Below are 17,265 nucleotides of genomic sequence, written 5' to 3'. Positions count from 1 at the left end.
TTACCAGGCGGACCGAATGCGGAAGTACTTCAGTCGACATGCTGCATGATGGGCATGTGTCCGAACAACAGGTCGATTCCGCCGCGGCGAACCCGCCGTCGAGTGCCCTGGTGTCCGCGCCGCCGAGACGGGCACTGAGCACACTGGATTGGGTCCGGCTCGGACTGCTAACGGCCGGACTGCTCTGCGTGGCGACCGGATTGCTGCCGCGCGCCGAGGCCGCCGACAATATGCGCCGGATCGGTCCGCTGTTGCTTTTCCTGTGCAGTGTGATAATTCTCGCGGAGCTGACGCGGCAGGCGAAGGTGTTCGATGTGATCGCACACCGGCTCGCCATTCTCGGCCGCGGCTACTATCCGGCGTTGTTCCTGCTCTGTGTGCTTTTCGCAGCGGCGACAACGATTCTGCTCAATCTCGACACCACTGCCGTTTTGCTGACTCCGGTCATGCTCGCGCTGGCGGTACCGGCCCGCATTCCACCGCTGCCGTTGGCGATGACCACGCTCTGGCTGGCCAATACGGCGAGTCTGCTGCTGCCGGTCTCGAATCTCACCAATCTGCTCGCCGCCGACCGGGTCGCGCTGCGCGCCACGGATTTCGCGACGCGGATGTGGGCACCGCAGCTGGTGTCGATCACGGCAACCATGGTGTGCCTTTGGGTCTGGTACTGGCGGCGCGGGCGACGTGAAGCCGACCGGTACGTACCGCCGGAACCGATTCGTCCGGCCAATGCCAAGGAGCGCACGCTGCTCTACACAACGGCAGGCGCGTGTCTGCTGTTCATTCTGGCGATCCCGTTCGTGGGTGACCGGATCGGTATCGCCGCCACCCTCGCCGCCGCCATTGCGGTGGTCGCCTTTGCCATCTTCGATCGTTCGTCATTGCGACTATCGCTGATCCCCTGGCAGTTGCTGGTTTTCGTGGTCGGGTTGTTCCTGCTGGTGCCGACGCTCAGCAGGTTCGGACTCGCCGATGTCATGCGTGCGCTGATCGGACACGACTCCGGAGTAGTCGGGGCGTACCGCGCGGCGGGCGCGGGTGCCGGATTGTCCAATGTGGCCAACAATCTTCCGGCTTACACCGCAGGTGAGGCGGTAGTGCCAGCGGAAAATCGAAATCAGTTGCTGGCCTTGCTCATCGGCGTCAATGTCGGACCGATCGTGACGCCATGGGCGTCACTGGCGACCCTGCTGTGCCTGGAGTTCTGCCGTTCCCACGGGGTTCGGGTGCCGATGCCGCGGTTCTTGCTCACCGGACTCGGGCTCGCGCTCGTCGCGACGACCGGTGCCGTGGCCGCGCTACTCGCGACGGGATAGCTCAGCCCGGCAGCCCCGTCACGCTCACCTCGGCAGCGGCCTTCACCAGCAATGCCAGCTCCGGCAGCATCTCGGCGCTGGCGGCAATGAAGTCCACTTCGCCGCCGGGAAGTTCGAGATGGTCGTTGAGCGGTGCTCCGTCGAAATCGGTGATGTGGATACCGGATTCGCGGGCCAGCAGGATGCCTGCGGGCAGATCGACCAAACCCGCTCGGTAACCGACGAATCCATCGATATCGCCGCGGCTCAACATGACCCAGCACAGCAGCGGAGACCACAATTGGATCAGGCGACGGGAGCCGGATTCCAGGGCCAGGCGCAGCGCGCGGGCCGTCGTATCGGTGCGGGCCACCGGATAGCCCTGCAGCCAGGCGAGGGTCGGGGCGGATTCGGAGGGACGGTGCCGAGGTCGCCACAGGGGGCCGTCCGGACCGGTCGCGCCGGATCCGCGCACGGCGGACCAGGTGCGCTCGGCCAATGGTTCGTGGACGATGCCCAATACCGGAACTCCGTTATGGCACAGCGCGATACCGATCGTGCAGACCGGCAGTCCGATGGCGACGTTATTGGTGCCGTCCAGCGGGTCGACGACCCAGCACCAAGAATCGTCGGCTCCGTGCAGCCCGGATTCCTCGGCGAGGATGCGATGGTGCGGGAAGGCCCGGCGGATATGGCCGACGATGATATGTTCCGCGCGCAGGTCCAGATCGGTGACCAGATCACCGCTGGCGTCCTTGGTGCGGACCGTGAGTGCTCCGGCCAGACCCTCTCGAATCGCCCCACCCGCCTCGATCACCGCCTCGCTGGCAACCTCGGCGGCGGTCATGAGGATGGTGTCCAGCCGGTCGAAGGGGCTGATCGGATCCGGATCGGCCAGCGCCGGACCGTCCGGTGGCAGCACCAGGTTCGCTACGTCACCTGCTCGCATCGGTCCTCCAGTTGTTCCGGCAGGGTGGATTCCTGCTGGGAGACGGCGGCCGGCGGAGCCGGCAGGGTGGGTAAGTACAGCTGGTCCAGCACCGTTTGCGCGGCGCGCCGGATCTCGGTCGGGGTACAACCGGTTCGGTGCACCCAGTGGTCGACAGTGGCGATGGTGCCGAGAGATCGGTCCGCTCGACCGCGGCGAACCTCGCCGAGTACCACGGTGGCCGCCTCGCCGCGCACGTCGGAGAGGTGAAATACCCCGTGTGGGAGGGTGTATACCTCACCCGCACGGAAATGCTCAGTGGACCGGGTGCGATAGCGGACCAGACGATCGGTCGCGCGGACCACGTCACCGTCGGCGCCACTGTGGATTTCGAAGATGCGATGGGTCGCGTGGTCCGCAGAGCTCTCCACTTCGAGTATTTCGTTGCCGACCTCGCCGTACAAGACGACGCTGAGCAGATCCCAGCTGTGCGCGTGCATTGCCGAGGTCGTCGGATGCGAGCGCAGCCCTTCGGTCCAGACGTGCACGCAGACGCCGAGTCCGCCGTCGCGCCACGCGGGAAAACACAAGAAACCCAAGGGATGCCGGACCGCGCCGACCTCGACGCGACCGTCGAGCACCGCGGTCATGAAATCACGCGCCCAGCCTCGCACCGCGGGGCCCGCCGCATCGGAGGCGATCAGCGTACGTAGTCGCGCGTAGTCGTTCATTCAGTACGGATTCCTCGGCTGCAGTGCGCGTCGCACGATATCGGCGACATCGCGATCGGTATAGGAAGCCGGGAGCCCGAGACCGAGCAGATCGAATAACGCACGAGTCTGATCGACCGACGGCTCGTCGGCGAGCGCGAGTTCCTCGCTCCGGCTCAGCGGCACCTGTCTGGCCTGCTTGAAACTGGCCACGAGTTCGCGGTTGAAGTCCCGGTAGTAGGGCTTGTCCCGCTCGAACATCAGGGCCGGAGTATTCGGGTTGTCCTGCGTGACAATGACGCAACTGGACGAGAGGTCCCAGCGGAAGGTCGTCATCACCGTCGAGAGTCCGACATCGATGGTCAAGAAGGTGAACCGCTGCCGGTACCAGCACGCCGCGAGCACCGTCGCGAAGGACTCCTTGCGGGTCCGCTCGGTGGTCCACAATTCGCCGGTGCGGTCGGCCTCGGGCACCAGCGAGGAGCGGAACTGCGCGTAGGTCTTGCACAGCTGCTCATTGGTCGGATCCAGCACCTCCACCTGGATGCGCAGCGGACGTTGTTCGCGGCGCGCGTTTTCCACGCACTCCCGCAGCGTCACCGCGCGCAGATAGGTTCCGGTGCCGCCCTTGAAGAGCCACTGTTCGGTACCGCGCCGGGCCAGCGTATGCGCGTGCCCGATCTCGGGACCGTAGAGCAACTGCACCGAGGTCGTATCGCGAATGGCCCTGGCCGACAAGTGCCGATCGCGCAGGAGCGTGGTGGCCAGCAGGCCGAGCACCAGGAGAATGACCGCGTTGATCAGATCAGAATCGAACAGGCCGATATCGATCAGCGATATCACGCCGAAAATCACCGCGAGCACCAACGCGACGAGACCGTCGATATTGTTGCGCAACCAGATCAGCACCCGTGCCATAGGTTTCGGCCTCCCCTAGGGTTTCTACCCAGGATAGGTGCACCTGTGTCGACGCAGCGAGCGAACCGTCGAGTCCCACTGGCGGTGACGGCGTCCAGTCGGGCGGCGCGTAGAACAGGCCTGAACCAACGGGGAGATCGTGTTCGCCGTGAGCGACGTAGACCACATACCGAAACCTTGACCTCGAGTGGGGTTGAGGAACCAGGATCGACCGTGCCCAGGTTCACCGAATGCGGTGCACACCATCCGTCGGTGCACACCGCTGAGCCAGGTGCACCCGATTCCGCGAGCCGGTCAGCATCGGCGGCTCGCGGGTTGGCTCCCGCTGGGCCAGTACACCCACCAGCGGGAGCTCGGGGCAATGGCATCGGTCGCGGCACGTCGTCTGAAACATCAACAGCCGCAGACCATTGCGGCATGCGGCCGCGCCGACGGCAATCAGGCGGAGACCGCGATCTCCCACTCGTACACGGTGAGTTCCGAGGAACCGGTGGTGTGCACCGGATCGGTGAACGCGATTTCCCTTGCGGCTTCGAGACTCTCGGCATGGATCACGTACGCACCGCCGGTGCCGTCGGTGAACCGACCGCTCTCCACCAACTGCCCGCGTTCGAGCAACTCGTTCAGGAACTGCCTATGCGGTTCGATCACGGCCTGGTCGAACGACGACTTGCGCATCGCCATGACCAGGTACTTGTTGGTCACGCCTGCGACTCCGGACGCGGTGCCCTGGTCGCCGCGGCGGCCGCACGCACCTGCGGGGCGACCAGCACGACCTGACCGAGCACACCGTTGACGAATCCCGGCGAATCGTCGGTGGACAGCTCCTTGGCCAACTCCACCGCCTCGTCGACCGCGACGACCGGCGGAACATCGTTGGCGTGGAACAACTCCCACACCGCGATCCGCAGGATGGCCCGGTCGACCGCGGGCAGCCGGGACAGCTCCCAGTCCTTGAGGTAGGACTCGATGGTGCCGTCCACCCGATCCAGATCATCGGCGACGCCCTCGACCAGGGTGTGGGTGTAGGCATGCAGCGGGGCTACCGCCTGATCCTGGGTGGCCAGCTCGGCCCGCTCGCTGAGCAGGTCGGCCGCGTCCACATCGCGGGCCTCGGCCTCGAAGAGCAGATCGACCGCCCGGCGGCGGGCCTTGTGGCGCGCGCCGAGCTTCTTGAACGTGGACTTCTTGTCTACGGGCTGTTCCGCCACAGCAGTCATTATCCCTGTCACTTGTTTGATGGCGGTAGCAGCGGGCCCCTGGGTGTCACGCTCCGCTGCCTCCTCCGGGCCCGTCGCTACTGCCGCGAAGGACCGGCGATCAGGCGTTCACGCGGCCGAGGTAGCTGCCATCGCGCGAATCGATGCGCAGCTTGTCACCGGTGTTGATGAACAGCGGGACCTGTACCTCGGCGCCGGTCTCCAGGGTGGCTGGCTTGGTGCCGCCGGTGGAGCGGTCGCCCTGCAGACCGATATCGGTGTGCTGCACCTCGAGCTCGACCGTGACCGGCAGTTCGACGTAGAGCGGCGCGCCCTCGTGCGTTGCGACCTGCACGACCATGTTCTCCAGCAGGAACCGCGCGCCCGGTCCGATGGTGTCCTCGGAGATGGAGATCTGGTCGAAGGTCTCGCCGTCCATGAAGACGTAATCCGAGCCGTCGTGGTACAGGTAGGTCATATCGCGACGGTCGACGGTGGCCGTTTCCACCTTGACGCCCGCGTTGAAGGTCTTGTCGACGACCTTGCCGGACAGCACGTTCTTCAGCTTGGTCCGCACGAAGGCGGGGCCCTTACCCGGCTTGACGTGCTGGAATTCGACGATCTGCTGGAGCTGACCGTCGATCTTCAGCACGAGGCCGTTCTTGAAGTCGCTGGTGTCCGCCACTGTTCTCGGATCTCCTAGTTCTGGATATGCGGTCTCGGTGACCGGCGTCATTCGACAACGGTCAGCTCTTTGCTGGTGTTGGTGAGCAGATCCGGGCCCCCCTCGCGCACCACGAGCGTGTCCTCGATCCGGACGCCGCCGCGGCCGGGGAAATACACACCTGGTTCGACGGTCACCGCCACGCCAGACAGAAGTGTACCGGTTCCGGTTTTGGCGATTCCCGGCGCTTCGTGGATTTGCAAGCCGACACCGTGTCCGAGACCGTGCACGAATAACTTCCCGTGTCCGGCCTCCTCGATCACCGCACGCGCCGCCGCATCCACATCGGTGACCGGCGCACCGGGCTTCAATGCCTCGCGCCCGGCCCGCTGCGCCGCCTCGACCAGCGCGTACACCTCCCGGTGCCAGTCGGATGCGGTGCCGAGTACGAAGGTGCGGGTCATATCGGAGTGGTAGCCGCCGACCACGGCACCGAAGTCGATCTTGACGAAATCACCCGTGGCAAGGACCGCCCCGGTGGGCCGGTGATGCGGGATGGCGGAGTTCGCACCGGTAGCCACGATGGTCTCGAAGGCGACCGCATCGGCGCCGTGTTCGAACATCGCCCACTCCAGATCCCTGGCGACCTGACGTTCAGTACGGCCGGGGCGCAGGCCGCCGCGTTCCATCAGGGTCGCCAGCCCGGCATCACCCGCGGCGCAGGCGGCACGCAACTGTTCGATCTCGTAATCGTCCTTGACCATCCGCAACTGTTCGACCAGCCCGGGAGTGGCGACGAATTCCAGACCGGTCTTCTGCTCGATGAATCCGCGATGCTGGTCGACGGTGACGATATGGCTCTCGTAACCGACTCGGCCGAGCTGCCACTCTCCCGCGAGTTCCACGATTCGTCGGGCGGTGGCTCTCGCGATTTCGGCGCGCAGGTCGGGCACCTGCTCGACGACCTGGCTCAGATAGCGCCCGTCGGTGCCGATCACGGTGCGCTCTTCGGAATTACGGATATCCCAGGAGGTCACCAGTAGTGCGGCATTGGACCCGGTGAAGCCGGTCAGGTACCTGATGTTCACCAGATCGGTGACCAACAGCGCGTCGACCTCGTTCTCCACCAGCAGACTGCGCAGTGCGCTACGGCGCGCAGCGTAGTCGGGCCCAGGGCCCACGTGATCAGCAGACATGTCTCAAAACTACCGCCGACACACCGTAGATCCCGCATAAAACACCGGTCTAGCGGTATTCGAGCGAGGCGATCGATGTTCACATATCGATCGGTTATCCCCAATTCGGAATCGGGGGCTGCTTCCACGATCGGGGCGGACGAGGCTGAAAGCCATGTCCCCCATCGCTTTTGCCCTGCTGGCGACTTGGTGCTCAGTGCTCACCGTCTTCGATATCCGACAGCGTCGACTACCCAATGCGCTCACCGCCTCCGGCGCAGTGATCATTTTCGGATACGCGCTGTTCACAACGCAATTCACCGCCGCGGTGGTCGGCTCGGTCCTATTGACGATGCCATATTTATTGGTGCACTTGATCGCACCGGCCACACTGGGGGCCGGTGATGTGAAACTGGCCGTCGGGCTCGGCGCGGTCGCCGCACTCGGCGGCGCGCAGGTGTGGGTGCGGGCGGCGCTCGTCGCACCGATTCTGACCGCGGCATTCGGGCTCGCCGTATTGGCTCACTGGCGGATTCGATCCGGTGCTGATCGGGCCGGACCACCTGCGTTACCCCATGGGCCAGCCATGTGCCTTGCGACGGCGCTGAGCCTGGCGGCGGCACATGGCCAGCCGATGCCGTAGCGCCACCGTGCCGGTGATCACGGCGGGCCGCGTGCCGGAGCACCCGCGCCGACATGGGAAGATGGACAGCGTGTTGCGCTGGATAACTGCCGGAGAATCCCATGGTCCCGCTCTTGTCACCATCCTCGAAGGGATGGTGGCCGGTGTCGAGGTGACATCCGACGAGATCTCCGCTCAGTTGGCGCGCCGCCGGCTCGGGTACGGGCGCGGCGCCCGGATGAAGTTCGAGGCCGATAAGGTCACCGTCATCGGCGGGGTGCGGCACGGGCGCACCATGGGTGGTCCGGTGGCCATCGAGATCGCGAACTCCGAGTGGCCCAAGTGGACGACGGTCATGTCCGCGGATCCAGTGGACGAGGACGAACTCGCCGATCTGGCCCGCAATGCACCACTGACCCGGCCGCGGCCCGGCCATGCCGACTACTCGGGCATGCTCAAGTACAACTTCGACGACGCCCGCAATGTATTGGAGCGGGCCAGCGCCCGCGAGACCGCCGCGCGGGTGGCGGCGGGCACGGTCGCCAGGAACTTCCTGCGCCAGGCCTTCGGGGTCGAGGTCATCTCGCACGTCGTCTCGATCGGTACCGCCGCCAACACCACCGGTATCGTGCCGACCGCCGCCGACCTGGCCGCGATCGATGAGAGTCCGGTACGTGCGTTCGACAAGGACGCCGAGGCCGCGATGATCGCCGAGATCGAGGCCGCGAAGAAGGACGGCGACACCCTGGGCGGTGTGGTCGAGGTGGTCGTGGACGGACTACCGGTCGGATTGGGTTCGTTCATCAGCGGCGCGGATCGGCTGGACTCGCGACTCGCGGGCGCGCTCATGGGGATTCAGGCGATCAAGGGCGTCGAGGTCGGCGATGGTTTCGAAACCGCGCGCCGCCGCGGCAGCCAGGCCCATGACGAGATGAAGCCGGGACCGGACGGCGTGCTGCGCTCGACCAACCGCGCCGGTGGCCTCGAGGGCGGTATGACCAACGGCGAGCCGCTGCGCGTGCGCGCCGCGATGAAGCCGATCTCGACTGTGCCGCGCGCGCTGGCCACGGTCGATATGACCACCGGCGAGGAGGCAGTCGCCATCCACCAGCGCTCGGACGTCTGTGCCGTGCCCGCCGCGGGTGTGGTCGCCGAGACCATGGTCGCACTGGTGGTCGCGCAGGCCGCGCTGGAGAAGTTCGGCGGGGATTCGCTGGTCGAGACCGTTGACAACATCACCAGCTACGTCAAGCGCGTCGGCACCCGACCACACGTGCGGCAATGATCGTGCAGTCCGATCCGCGCGCACCGCGCGTGGTGCTGGTCGGACCGCCGGGGGCGGGGAAGTCGACGATCGGCCGCAAGCTCGCCAGGGAACTCGGTGTCGAGCTCTACGACACCGATGCTGGAATCGAACGCGAGACCGGACGCACCATCCCAGAGATCTTCGCCGAGGATGGCGAACCGGAATTCCGCCGGATCGAGGAGCAGGTGGTGCGCCGGGCGATCCACGCCGAACGTGGTGTGGTCTCACTCGGTGGTGGGGCTGTACTGTCCAAAGACACCAGGGCGCTGCTGCGCAATCGCACTGTGGTGTATCTGGAAATCAGTGTGGCCGAAGGACTTCGGCGTACCGGCGCGAGTACCCAGCGGCCACTGCTCAACGGTGCGGATCCGGGTGCGAAATATCGGGAACTGATGCGCAAGCGCAGGCCGCTGTACCGAGAGGTCGCCACGGTGCGGGTGCGCACAGACGGCCGCAGTCCGGGCCGGGTGGTGCGGATGATCATGGTGAAGTTGGGCATGGAATCGGTGCTGCCGCAAGACTCGGAGCCCGATTCGAGCGGAACCCCGGCGGCTGCCGTAGCGCCGAAACCACAGGGCAGCAATAGATCTCGTGCTCGGCGCGCTGCCAGGGCCCGGGCGGCTGCCCGTCGTCGGGCCGCCGCCGCACAGGCGGATGGCGCAGAATCCGCGGCGTCCGAGCGGATCAAGCCCACGGGCAAGATCACCGCGAGCAACCGAATCACGACCGATACCGCCACAGTCGAGCGCCCGAAGCCAACCGGCAAAATCGCCAATGGCCGTGCCGGTTCCGAAGGATCCGGTGACCCGCCAACACCTGGAAGCCGGTCCCGCCGCACCCGGGCCCGCCGCGCCCGCGCGCGAGCGCTCAAACAAACAGCACGCACAGAATCGGAGCCGAGTACACGTGAGTGAGCGAAGCGAGCGAGCTATCAGCCCAGCTCAGCAGCAGCCGACAAGCCCGACCGAGCCGAGTCGCATCGAGGTCCGCACCGCCGATCCATATCCGGTGATCATCGGCCGCGGCCTGCTCGGTGAGCTCGTCGAGTCGGTCGTCGGCGCGACCACCGGCGTACGCACCGTCGCGATCTTCCATCAGCCGCCCCTCGCCGAAACCGCAGAGGTGGTGCGCAAGGCCTTGGCCGACAAGGGTGTCGACGCGCACCGCGTCGAAATCCCGGATGCCGAGGCGGGTAAGGATCTGGCCGTGGCCGGCTTCTGCTGGGAGGTGCTCGGCCGCATCGGCCTGACCCGCAACGACGTCGTGGTATCCCTCGGCGGCGGGGCGGCCACCGATCTGGCCGGATTCGTCGCCGCCACCTGGATGCGCGGGGTGCATATCGTGCATGTGCCGACCACGCTGCTGGCCATGGTCGACGCGGCCGTCGGCGGTAAGACCGGTATCAATACCGAGGCGGGCAAGAATCTCGTCGGCAGCTTCCACGAACCGGCCGCGGTGCTGGTGGATCTGGCGACCCTGGAAACGGTGCCGCGCAATGAGATCGTCGCGGGTATGGCCGAAATCATCAAGGCTGGTTTCATCGCCGACCCGGTGATCCTGGACCTGGTGGAGCGCGATCCGGAGGCCGCACTCGACCCGACCGGCGATGTGCTGCCCGAACTGATCCGCCGCGCCATCCAGGTGAAGGCCGATGTCGTCGCCGCCGATCTCAAGGAAGCCAGCCTGCGCGAAATCCTCAACTACGGCCATACCCTCGGCCACGCCATCGAGCGCCGCGAGCGCTACCGCTGGCGGCATGGTGCGGCCGTCTCGGTCGGTCTGGTCTTCGCCGCCGAACTCGGGCGCCTCGCCGGACGCCTCGACGATGCCACCGCCGACCGGCACCGCAGCGTTCTGGCCAGCGTCGGCCTGCCGACCAGCTACGACGCCGACGCCCTCCCACAACTCCTCGACGCCATGCAGACCGATAAGAAGACCCGCTCCGGCGTGCTGCGGTTCGTTGTCCTGGACGGCCTCGCCAAACCCGGCCGCCTCGAAGGTCCGGACCCCACCCTGCTGGCCGCGGCCTATTCGGCCATCGCGCGGGAGGACAGCGCCAGCGGCGGCGCGATCCTGCTGTAGACACGCACATTGAAGCGGCGCATCCGAGTCGGCTGCGCCGCTTCGTCACGATGTCGACATCGCCCCACGGGCTGCATGGGCGGACTCCGCAACCGTCCTCGTCGACCATGTCCACGGTGAACAGACCCACCGAACCCGCCCGTACCCTGGACGCGAACAGTTTGGCGGCCCAGCTGGAAAACGAAGGCGACCCTCCGGCCGTATCGGCCGATCAGAGTCGCCTCCAGTCGAATACGTGAGCGGCTACGCGGGAGTCGCGGCGGCGCCCGGTGCCTGGGGTGTAGGCCGATCAGCGGACTTGTTGATCTGGCGGTCGGCAATGATGCGGCCGATGCCGATGCCGATAAGACCCGGGATGAAGACCAGCAGAACGATGAAGGACGCCCCCGCGGTCAGTTCGAAGAGCAGACCGTTATCGCCGAGATCGAATCGGGGCAGCCAGTCCAGCAGCCACGAGACCACGCCGCTGCCCAGACCCGCGGCGACCGCGGCCTCGAGCCACAGGATGGTCAGGTCGGAGCCGTGCTCCGGATCCGGATGGACCTCACGGTCTCGGCGGCCATCGAGCACACCCCAGAACACGACCGCGACGAGCAGCACCACCAGGCACAGCGGTCGCATCCAACTGCCCTGGGTCGGCCAGTACACCATCGCGAATCCCAGCGCGGCACGCAGGAAAACGACCAGCGCACCGAGCCCGATGGCCCGAAACACCCAACCATTCATGGTCAACACCATAGCCTCGAGTCGGCCGGATCCAAATGAGAACCGGTTACAGATTTATCGCCGCGGCCATTTCCGCGTGCGGAGCCGGGCGGCCGGTGAACTGTTCGACCTGCCCATAGGCCTGATTCAGCAGCATCTCCAGCCCGCCGACCACCGTGTGCTCGGCCCGCACGACCGCAACGGCCAGTGGCGTCGGCCATGGATCATAGATGGCGTCGAGCACCACTGGGGCCGCCGCCACTGCCTCGGCGACGACCGCGGCCGCCTCTGCCGGGATCGTGCTCACCACGGCACTGGCATCCGCGCACGCCCCGCGCAACGCGTCTTTGTCGAAGCCGATCACGGCGGTGGTCATACCGAGCCGCTCCGCGAGATCCACCGCGTTGCGCGCCCTTTCGGCATCGCGGGCGACAACGGTCACCGTTTTCGCCCCGAGTTCGGACAACGCGAGCAGCGCCGGACGCGCGGTCCCGCCCGCACCGAGCACGACGGCCTCGGTCAATTCGCCGACACCGGCACCGCGCAATGCGCCGAGTACCCCGTCGACGTCGGTGCAGTCGGCACGCCAACCCTGCGAACCGGTCCGAACCAAGGTGTTCGCCGAGCCCACCAGCACCGCCCGCTCCGTGCGTTCGCTCGCATATGCGAGGGCGGCTTCTTTACCCGGCATCGTCACCGAAAGCCCGATCCACTCCGAGCCGAGCCCATCGACCAGATCGGGCAACTGCTCGGCCGAACATTCGATCCGCTCATAGGTCCAGTCGAGGCCGAGGGCACGGTAGGCCGCCAGATGTAGCTGCGGCGACCGCGAATGCGCGATCGGCTTACCCAGCACGGCCGCCTTGCGCGTTGTCGGCATCGCCTCACCGCCCACTGTCGAGAATTCCGCTCTGCCTGGCCTTTTCGATATTGCGCAGATGTTCGCTGTAGCTCTCGGTGAACAAGGTGGTCCCCTGTTTGTCGACGGTCACGAAGTACAACCATGTCCCCGGCTCCGGATTTTCCACCGCGCGCATCGCATTCAACGACGGCGCGGAGATCGGCGTCGCGGGCAGTCCGGGCATGGCGTAGGTGTTCCACGGCGTGCGCTTGGCACGGTCGGTGTCGGTGGTCGCGACCTCGGTGCGGTCCAGCGCGTAGTTCACCGTGGAGTCGAACTGCAGGGGCTGGTTGGCCGCGAGCCGGTTCACGATCACCCGCGCCACTTTGCCCATATCCTGCGGCAGCGCTTCGCGTTCCACCAGCGAGGCGGCGATCAGGGTCTGGTACGGATTCAGCTTGGTTTCGGCGCCAGATTGCAGCAGGCCGGTCGACTCGTAGCTGCGCGAACTCGCACTCACCAGCTGCTTCAGGATCTGCTCCGGGGTACCGCTCGGATCGAAATCCCAGGTGCCGGCCGCGATCAGGCCCTCGAGTTGCCTACTGCGGTCCGGCACGTCGCGCACCCGCTGCTCGGCCCAGCTCGGCACGCCAAGGGCGGTCAGATCCGCGCCCGCACCGGCGGCATCGAGCTGGTCATAGGTGATGCACTTCTGATTCGTACCGGTGCCGACACAGCTGGCATCGGCGATCTTGCGGTAGATTCCATCCTTGCGCGAGCCGGTATTCACATCCTGCTGGTCGTGCAGCTGCCGTCCCTCGGAGACGACCAGATTGCCGACCCGCGAACTCTTGCCGAGCAGTACCGTCACCGCCTGGGTGGATGGGCTGTGGCTCGGGATCGCGTAGTACCCGGGCTGCACCGAATTCATATTCGAATTGCGCACGGCCGCTTGGAAGAAGGCCTCGCTGCTCGCGACGACGCCCTTCTTCTGCATCTCCTCCGCGATCTGGTTCGAGGTGTCGCCCGGATGCACCTGCACCACCACCAGCGGTCCGACCGGACCCGAGAAATCCTCGGGCGCGCCGAACATCTTGACCACTTTCAATCCCGCGAATACCGCGGCACCGGCGAACAGCACCACGAACAGCGCACCCATCAACCACAGATTCCGGCGACGCTTCTTCCGCTCGGCGGCCTTGCGGGAAGCCGCTCGCGACCGGCGGCCCCGCGAGGGCGCACTGCGCGAACGCTCCGAGCGGGACTCCGCATGCTCCTCGCTCCGACTACCGCCGCGCTCGGACCTGCCGCGACCGGACCGCGCAGACGCGGCACCGGAGCGGCCACCGCCCACCCCGTCACCGCGCGACCGCCGCGGCAGCGCACTCTCGCCACGCTGCGGACGCCCGCGCCGCGGTTCCGTACGCTCGGCCCGCTGCGCGGCCGCGCGCCGCGAACGCTCGGCCGCGAGTTCCTCGTCGTAATCTTCGTCGGTGTAGCGCGGAATGACTGTGGTGTCGTCGTCGTAGTCCTCCCATGCCTGGTCGTTTCGCCGGTAACGCCGTTCAGCCTCGCGCTGACGGAAACGTTCCTCGGCTCGCGCCCATCGATCCGTCATGCACCGTCTCCGGACTCAGACGCCGCTTCGGCCGACTTCAACACCGCACTCCGTTCGTCCAACCATCCCTGCAGGATCGCTACGGCGGCCGCCTGATCGATCACCTGCCGCTGGCCACGCGCGCGAACTCCACTGTCTCGCAATGCACGTGCAGCTGACACCGTAGTCAAACGTTCGTCGGAAAGTCGGATAGGCACGGGTGCTATGACTGCGCGCAAACGCTCCGCGAATGCCATAGCCGCATCGGCAGCGATCCCCTTTTCCCCGCGTAATGTCCGTGGCAGACCGACAATGACCTCGACAGCCTCGTATTCCCGCACAATTTCGGCAATTCTGGAAATATCGCTTGCCGGTCCGGGCGCGCGCTTATTCGACTTCGCGCGCGCCACCGTTTCCACGGGCGTGGCGAGCATGCCGTCGGGATCGCTGGATGCGACCCCGATTCGGACACTGCCGACATCGATGCCGATCCGCCTGCCGCGGCCGGGATCGGTGTCAGGCGAGGGACGATGACTCGCCGAGTCGCCCATCACCCGGCCAGTTCGGCCACCCGAGCACGGACCGAGGCCAGACCGACTTCGATGCCAGAGGGGTCCGAACCCGCGCCCTGCGCCATCTCCGGCTTGCCGCCACCGCGACCGGAAATGCTCGGGCCGAAGCTGGCGACCAGATCTCCGGCCTTGAAGCCGAGATCCTGCGCGCTTTTATTAACCGTCACGACGAAGGGCACCTTGCCATCGGCATTGCCGAGCAGCACCACGACCGCCGGTTCGGTGCCGAACCGGCCACGGATATCGGTGGCGAGGGTGCGCAGGTCACCGGCGGTCACGCCGAGGGGCGCGGCGGCCGCCACCAGCAGCACGCTGCCGATCCGCTCGGCCTCCTCGACGAACTTCGCCGCCGAAGCGAGCACAGCGGCGATCTTGGTGCGCTCGAGCTCCTTCTCGGCCACCTTCAGCCGCTCCACGAGCTGTTCGACGCGGGCGGGCACCTCCTCCGAAGGCACCTTCAGCGAGGACGCGACAACGGCCAGCAGCGCACGCTCCTTCGCCAGATACTTATAGGAGTCCAGGCCGACGAAGGCCTCAACGCGTCGCTTGCCGGAACCGATCGCCGATTCGCCGAGCACGGTAATCGGGCCGATCTGCGAGGAATGCTGTACGTGCGTACCACCGCACAGCTCCATCGAGAACGGTCCGCCGATCTCCACCACGCGCACCTGGTCGCCGTAGTTCTCACCGAACAGCGCGAGCGCGCCCATCTGCTTGGCCTTGGGCAGATCGGTGACGAAGGTGTTCACCGGGAAATCCGCGCCGACCGCGTCATTGGAGACCGTCTCGATATCGGCCTTCTGCTGTTCGGAGAGCTGACCCTGCCAGTTGAAGTCGAAGCGCAGATAACCGGGCTTGTTCAGCGAACCGGCCTGCACGGCGTTCGGGCCGAGTACCTGCCGCAGCGCGGCATGCACCATATGCGTGCCGGAGTGGCCCTGTGTTGCGCCCTGGCGCCAGGCCGGATCGGCCTGGGCGAGTACGACATCGCCCTCGGTGATCTGGCCCTGTTCGACCGTGGCCTTGTGCACCCACAGCTTCTTGGCGATCTTCTGCACATCGTTGACTCGCAGCTTGAGGCCCTGCGCCGTAATGGTGCCGCGATCGGCGATCTGACCACCGGACTCCGCGTACAGCGGGCTCCGGTCCAGAATGACCTCGACGTCCTGGCCAATGGTGGCGGTCGGCACCCGCACGCCGTCGGCGATCAGCGCGAGGACGTGCGCCTCGGAGGTCAGCTCGTCGAAACCGGTGAACTCCGTTGCGCCGCGGTCGACCAGCTCCTTGTAGATGGACAGGTCGGCATGTCCGTGCTTGCGCGCCTGGGCATCCTCCTTGGCCATCTTGCGCTGCTCGGCCATGAGCGAGCGGAAGCCCTCCTCGTCGACCGACAGTCCGGCCTCGGCCGCCATCTCCAGGGTCAGCTCGATCGGGAAGCCGTAGGTGTCGTGCAGTTTGAAGGCGTCCGAACCCGGAATCGTCTTGCCACCCTTGGCCGCAACCTCGTCCACGGCGTCGGCGAACAGCCGCGAGCCGGTGTTCAGGGTCTTGAGGAACGCCGTCTCCTCGCCCACCGCGACATTCTCGATCCGCGCGAAGTCGGTGGCCAGCTCCGGATACGACGGCGACATCAGCTCGCTGACGACGGTCATGAATTCGCCGATCACCGGCTTGTCCGCACCGAGCAGCCGGGCCGAGCGCACGATCCGGCGCAGCAGGCGACGCAGCACGTAGCCTCGGCCCTCGTTGCCCGGATTGACGCCATCGGCGATCAGCATGGCCGAGGTGCGGGCATGGTCGGCGATGACGCGGAAGCGCCGGTCGTCCTCGTGTTCGACACCGTAGGACCGGCCGGTCAACTCCTCGGCCTTATCGATGATCGGGCGCAGCAGGTCGGTCTCGTACACGTTGTCGACGCCCTGCAGCAGCAGCGCGATGCGCTCGACGCCCATACCGGTATCGATATTCTTCTTCGGTAGCGACCCGACGGGCGGGTAGCCGAGCTTGGGACTCTGCTCACCGCGGATGTCCTGCATGAAGACCAGATTCCAGATCTCCAGGTAGCGGTCCTCGTCGGCGACCGGGCCGCCGTCCTTGCCATATTCGGGACCGCGGTCGTAGTAGATCTCCGAACACGGGCCGCCCGGACCGGGCACGCCCATATCCCAGTAGTTGTCCTTACCGTCGCGGAACTGGATCCGCTCCTTCGGGATCCCCGCGACTCGGTGCCAGATCTCGGCGGCCTCCGGATCGGATTCGTAGGCCGTCACCCAGATCCGCTCGGGATCGAAACCGTAGCCGCCGTCCTCCTGCGACTTGGTGATCAACTCCCAAGCCAGGGTGATGGCGCCCTCCTTGAAGTAGTCGCCAAAGGAGAAGTTGCCCGCCATCTGGAAGAAAGTGTTGTGCCGGGTGGTGACGCCGACCTCTTCGATATCGCCGGTGCGGACGCATTTCTGCACACTGGTCGCGCGCGGGAACGGCGGCGCCTCCTGGCCCAAGAAATACGGCTTGAACTGAACCATGCCCGCGTTGACGAACAACAGGGTCGGGTCGGCCAGGATCAACGAGGCACTGGGCACCTCGGTGTGTCCGGCACGGACAAAATGGTCCAGGAATCGCCGTCGGATCTCGTGGGTCTGCACAGATAT

The 17,265-nt window shown here is 66.3% G+C and carries 16 protein-coding genes and 1 pseudogene; 5 read left to right on the top strand and 12 right to left on the bottom strand.

What is annotated here, in order from left to right; translation table 11 throughout:
* Positions 1 to 56 precede the first annotated feature (56 nt).
* Positions 57 to 1,316 (top strand): SLC13 family permease, encoded by a 1,260-nt coding sequence (locus tag ACIBG0_RS03250; RefSeq protein ID WP_397028737.1) that lies wholly within the window; start codon positions 57 to 59, stop codon positions 1,314 to 1,316.
* Position 1,317: 1 nt separating this feature from the next.
* Here the strand turns inward: ACIBG0_RS03250 and ACIBG0_RS03245 are convergent, their stop codons facing one another.
* The 7 genes from ACIBG0_RS03245 to ACIBG0_RS03215 all read right to left on the bottom strand — a co-directional run bounded on the left by ACIBG0_RS03245 (position 1,318) and on the right by ACIBG0_RS03215 (position 6,910).
* Positions 1,318 to 2,244, bottom strand: coding sequence for an inositol monophosphatase family protein (locus tag ACIBG0_RS03245; protein ID WP_397028735.1), 927 nt, complete (start codon positions 2,242 to 2,244; stop codon positions 1,318 to 1,320).
* The gene (locus tag ACIBG0_RS03240; protein ID WP_397028733.1) at positions 2,226 to 2,954 is read right to left on the bottom strand and encodes a hypothetical protein; all 729 of its coding nucleotides are present in this window, start codon (positions 2,952 to 2,954) and stop codon (positions 2,226 to 2,228) included. The genes ACIBG0_RS03245 and ACIBG0_RS03240 overlap by 19 nt, the downstream gene beginning before the upstream one ends.
* Entirely contained in the window at positions 2,955 to 3,851 is an 897-nt protein-coding gene (locus ACIBG0_RS03235) for a hypothetical protein (protein ID WP_397028732.1), read from the bottom strand.
* A 438-nt stretch (positions 3,852 to 4,289) separates the two neighbouring features.
* Positions 4,290 to 4,556 (bottom strand): YciI family protein, encoded by a 267-nt coding sequence (locus tag ACIBG0_RS03230; RefSeq protein WP_397028731.1) that lies wholly within the window; start codon positions 4,554 to 4,556, stop codon positions 4,290 to 4,292.
* The gene (gene nusB / locus ACIBG0_RS03225) at positions 4,553 to 5,062 is read right to left on the bottom strand and encodes a transcription antitermination factor NusB (RefSeq protein WP_397028729.1); all 510 of its coding nucleotides are present in this window, start codon (positions 5,060 to 5,062) and stop codon (positions 4,553 to 4,555) included. The genes ACIBG0_RS03230 and nusB overlap by 4 nt, the downstream gene beginning before the upstream one ends.
* Before the next feature lie 109 nt (positions 5,063 to 5,171).
* The gene (gene efp / locus ACIBG0_RS03220; protein WP_062993495.1) at positions 5,172 to 5,735 is read right to left on the bottom strand and encodes an elongation factor P; all 564 of its coding nucleotides are present in this window, start codon (positions 5,733 to 5,735) and stop codon (positions 5,172 to 5,174) included.
* A gap of 47 nt (positions 5,736 to 5,782) precedes the next feature.
* The gene (locus ACIBG0_RS03215) at positions 5,783 to 6,910 is read right to left on the bottom strand and encodes a M24 family metallopeptidase (protein ID WP_397028727.1); all 1,128 of its coding nucleotides are present in this window, start codon (positions 6,908 to 6,910) and stop codon (positions 5,783 to 5,785) included.
* A gap of 154 nt (positions 6,911 to 7,064) precedes the next feature.
* Here ACIBG0_RS03215 and ACIBG0_RS03210 point away from each other — a divergent pair, with 154 nt between their 5' ends.
* From ACIBG0_RS03210 to aroB, 4 genes and pseudogenes are all read left to right on the top strand, one after another.
* A complete protein-coding gene (locus ACIBG0_RS03210) occupies positions 7,065 to 7,532 on the top strand; it encodes a prepilin peptidase (RefSeq protein WP_397028725.1) in 468 nt (155 codons plus the stop codon).
* A gap of 70 nt (positions 7,533 to 7,602) precedes the next feature.
* A complete protein-coding gene (gene aroC / locus ACIBG0_RS03205; protein WP_397030174.1) occupies positions 7,603 to 8,796 on the top strand; it encodes a chorismate synthase in 1,194 nt (397 codons plus the stop codon).
* Positions 8,793 to 9,311: pseudogene (locus ACIBG0_RS03200) on the top strand (shikimate kinase); the annotation flags it as partial. The gene aroC and the pseudogene ACIBG0_RS03200, both read left to right, overlap by 4 nt.
* Before the next feature lie 412 nt (positions 9,312 to 9,723).
* Entirely contained in the window at positions 9,724 to 10,899 is a 1,176-nt protein-coding gene (gene aroB / locus ACIBG0_RS03195) for a 3-dehydroquinate synthase (protein WP_397028723.1), read from the top strand.
* 243 nt (positions 10,900 to 11,142) lie between these two features.
* Here the strand turns inward: aroB and ACIBG0_RS03190 are convergent, their stop codons facing one another.
* The 5 genes from ACIBG0_RS03190 to alaS are packed head-to-tail and all read right to left on the bottom strand — an operon-like array spanning position 11,143 to position 17,259.
* Positions 11,143 to 11,625: a B-4DMT family transporter gene (locus ACIBG0_RS03190; RefSeq protein WP_397028721.1), complete on the bottom strand. Its 483-nt coding sequence runs from the start codon at positions 11,623 to 11,625 to the stop codon at positions 11,143 to 11,145.
* Positions 11,626 to 11,671: 46 nt separating this feature from the next.
* The gene (locus ACIBG0_RS03185; protein WP_397028719.1) at positions 11,672 to 12,484 is read right to left on the bottom strand and encodes a shikimate dehydrogenase; all 813 of its coding nucleotides are present in this window, start codon (positions 12,482 to 12,484) and stop codon (positions 11,672 to 11,674) included.
* A gap of 4 nt (positions 12,485 to 12,488) precedes the next feature.
* Complete coding sequence (gene mltG / locus ACIBG0_RS03180) at positions 12,489 to 14,063, bottom strand: endolytic transglycosylase MltG (RefSeq protein WP_397028717.1); 1,575 nt, start codon at positions 14,061 to 14,063, stop codon at positions 12,489 to 12,491.
* Positions 14,060 to 14,593, bottom strand: a complete 534-nt coding sequence (ruvX, locus tag ACIBG0_RS03175) for a Holliday junction resolvase RuvX (protein ID WP_397028715.1) — start codon at positions 14,591 to 14,593, stop codon at positions 14,060 to 14,062. The genes mltG and ruvX overlap by 4 nt, the downstream gene beginning before the upstream one ends.
* Positions 14,593 to 17,259, bottom strand: coding sequence for an alanine--tRNA ligase (gene alaS, locus ACIBG0_RS03170; protein ID WP_397028713.1), 2,667 nt, complete (start codon positions 17,257 to 17,259; stop codon positions 14,593 to 14,595). Before alaS ends, ruvX begins: the two co-directional genes overlap by 1 nt.
* Positions 17,260 to 17,265: the final 6 nt, after the last annotated feature.

Source organism: Nocardia sp. NPDC050630 (genome assembly GCF_044457245.1).
Taxonomy (GTDB): Bacteria; Actinomycetota; Actinomycetes; order Mycobacteriales; family Mycobacteriaceae; genus Nocardia.
This window is presented reverse-complemented; position numbering and strand designations above follow the sequence as displayed.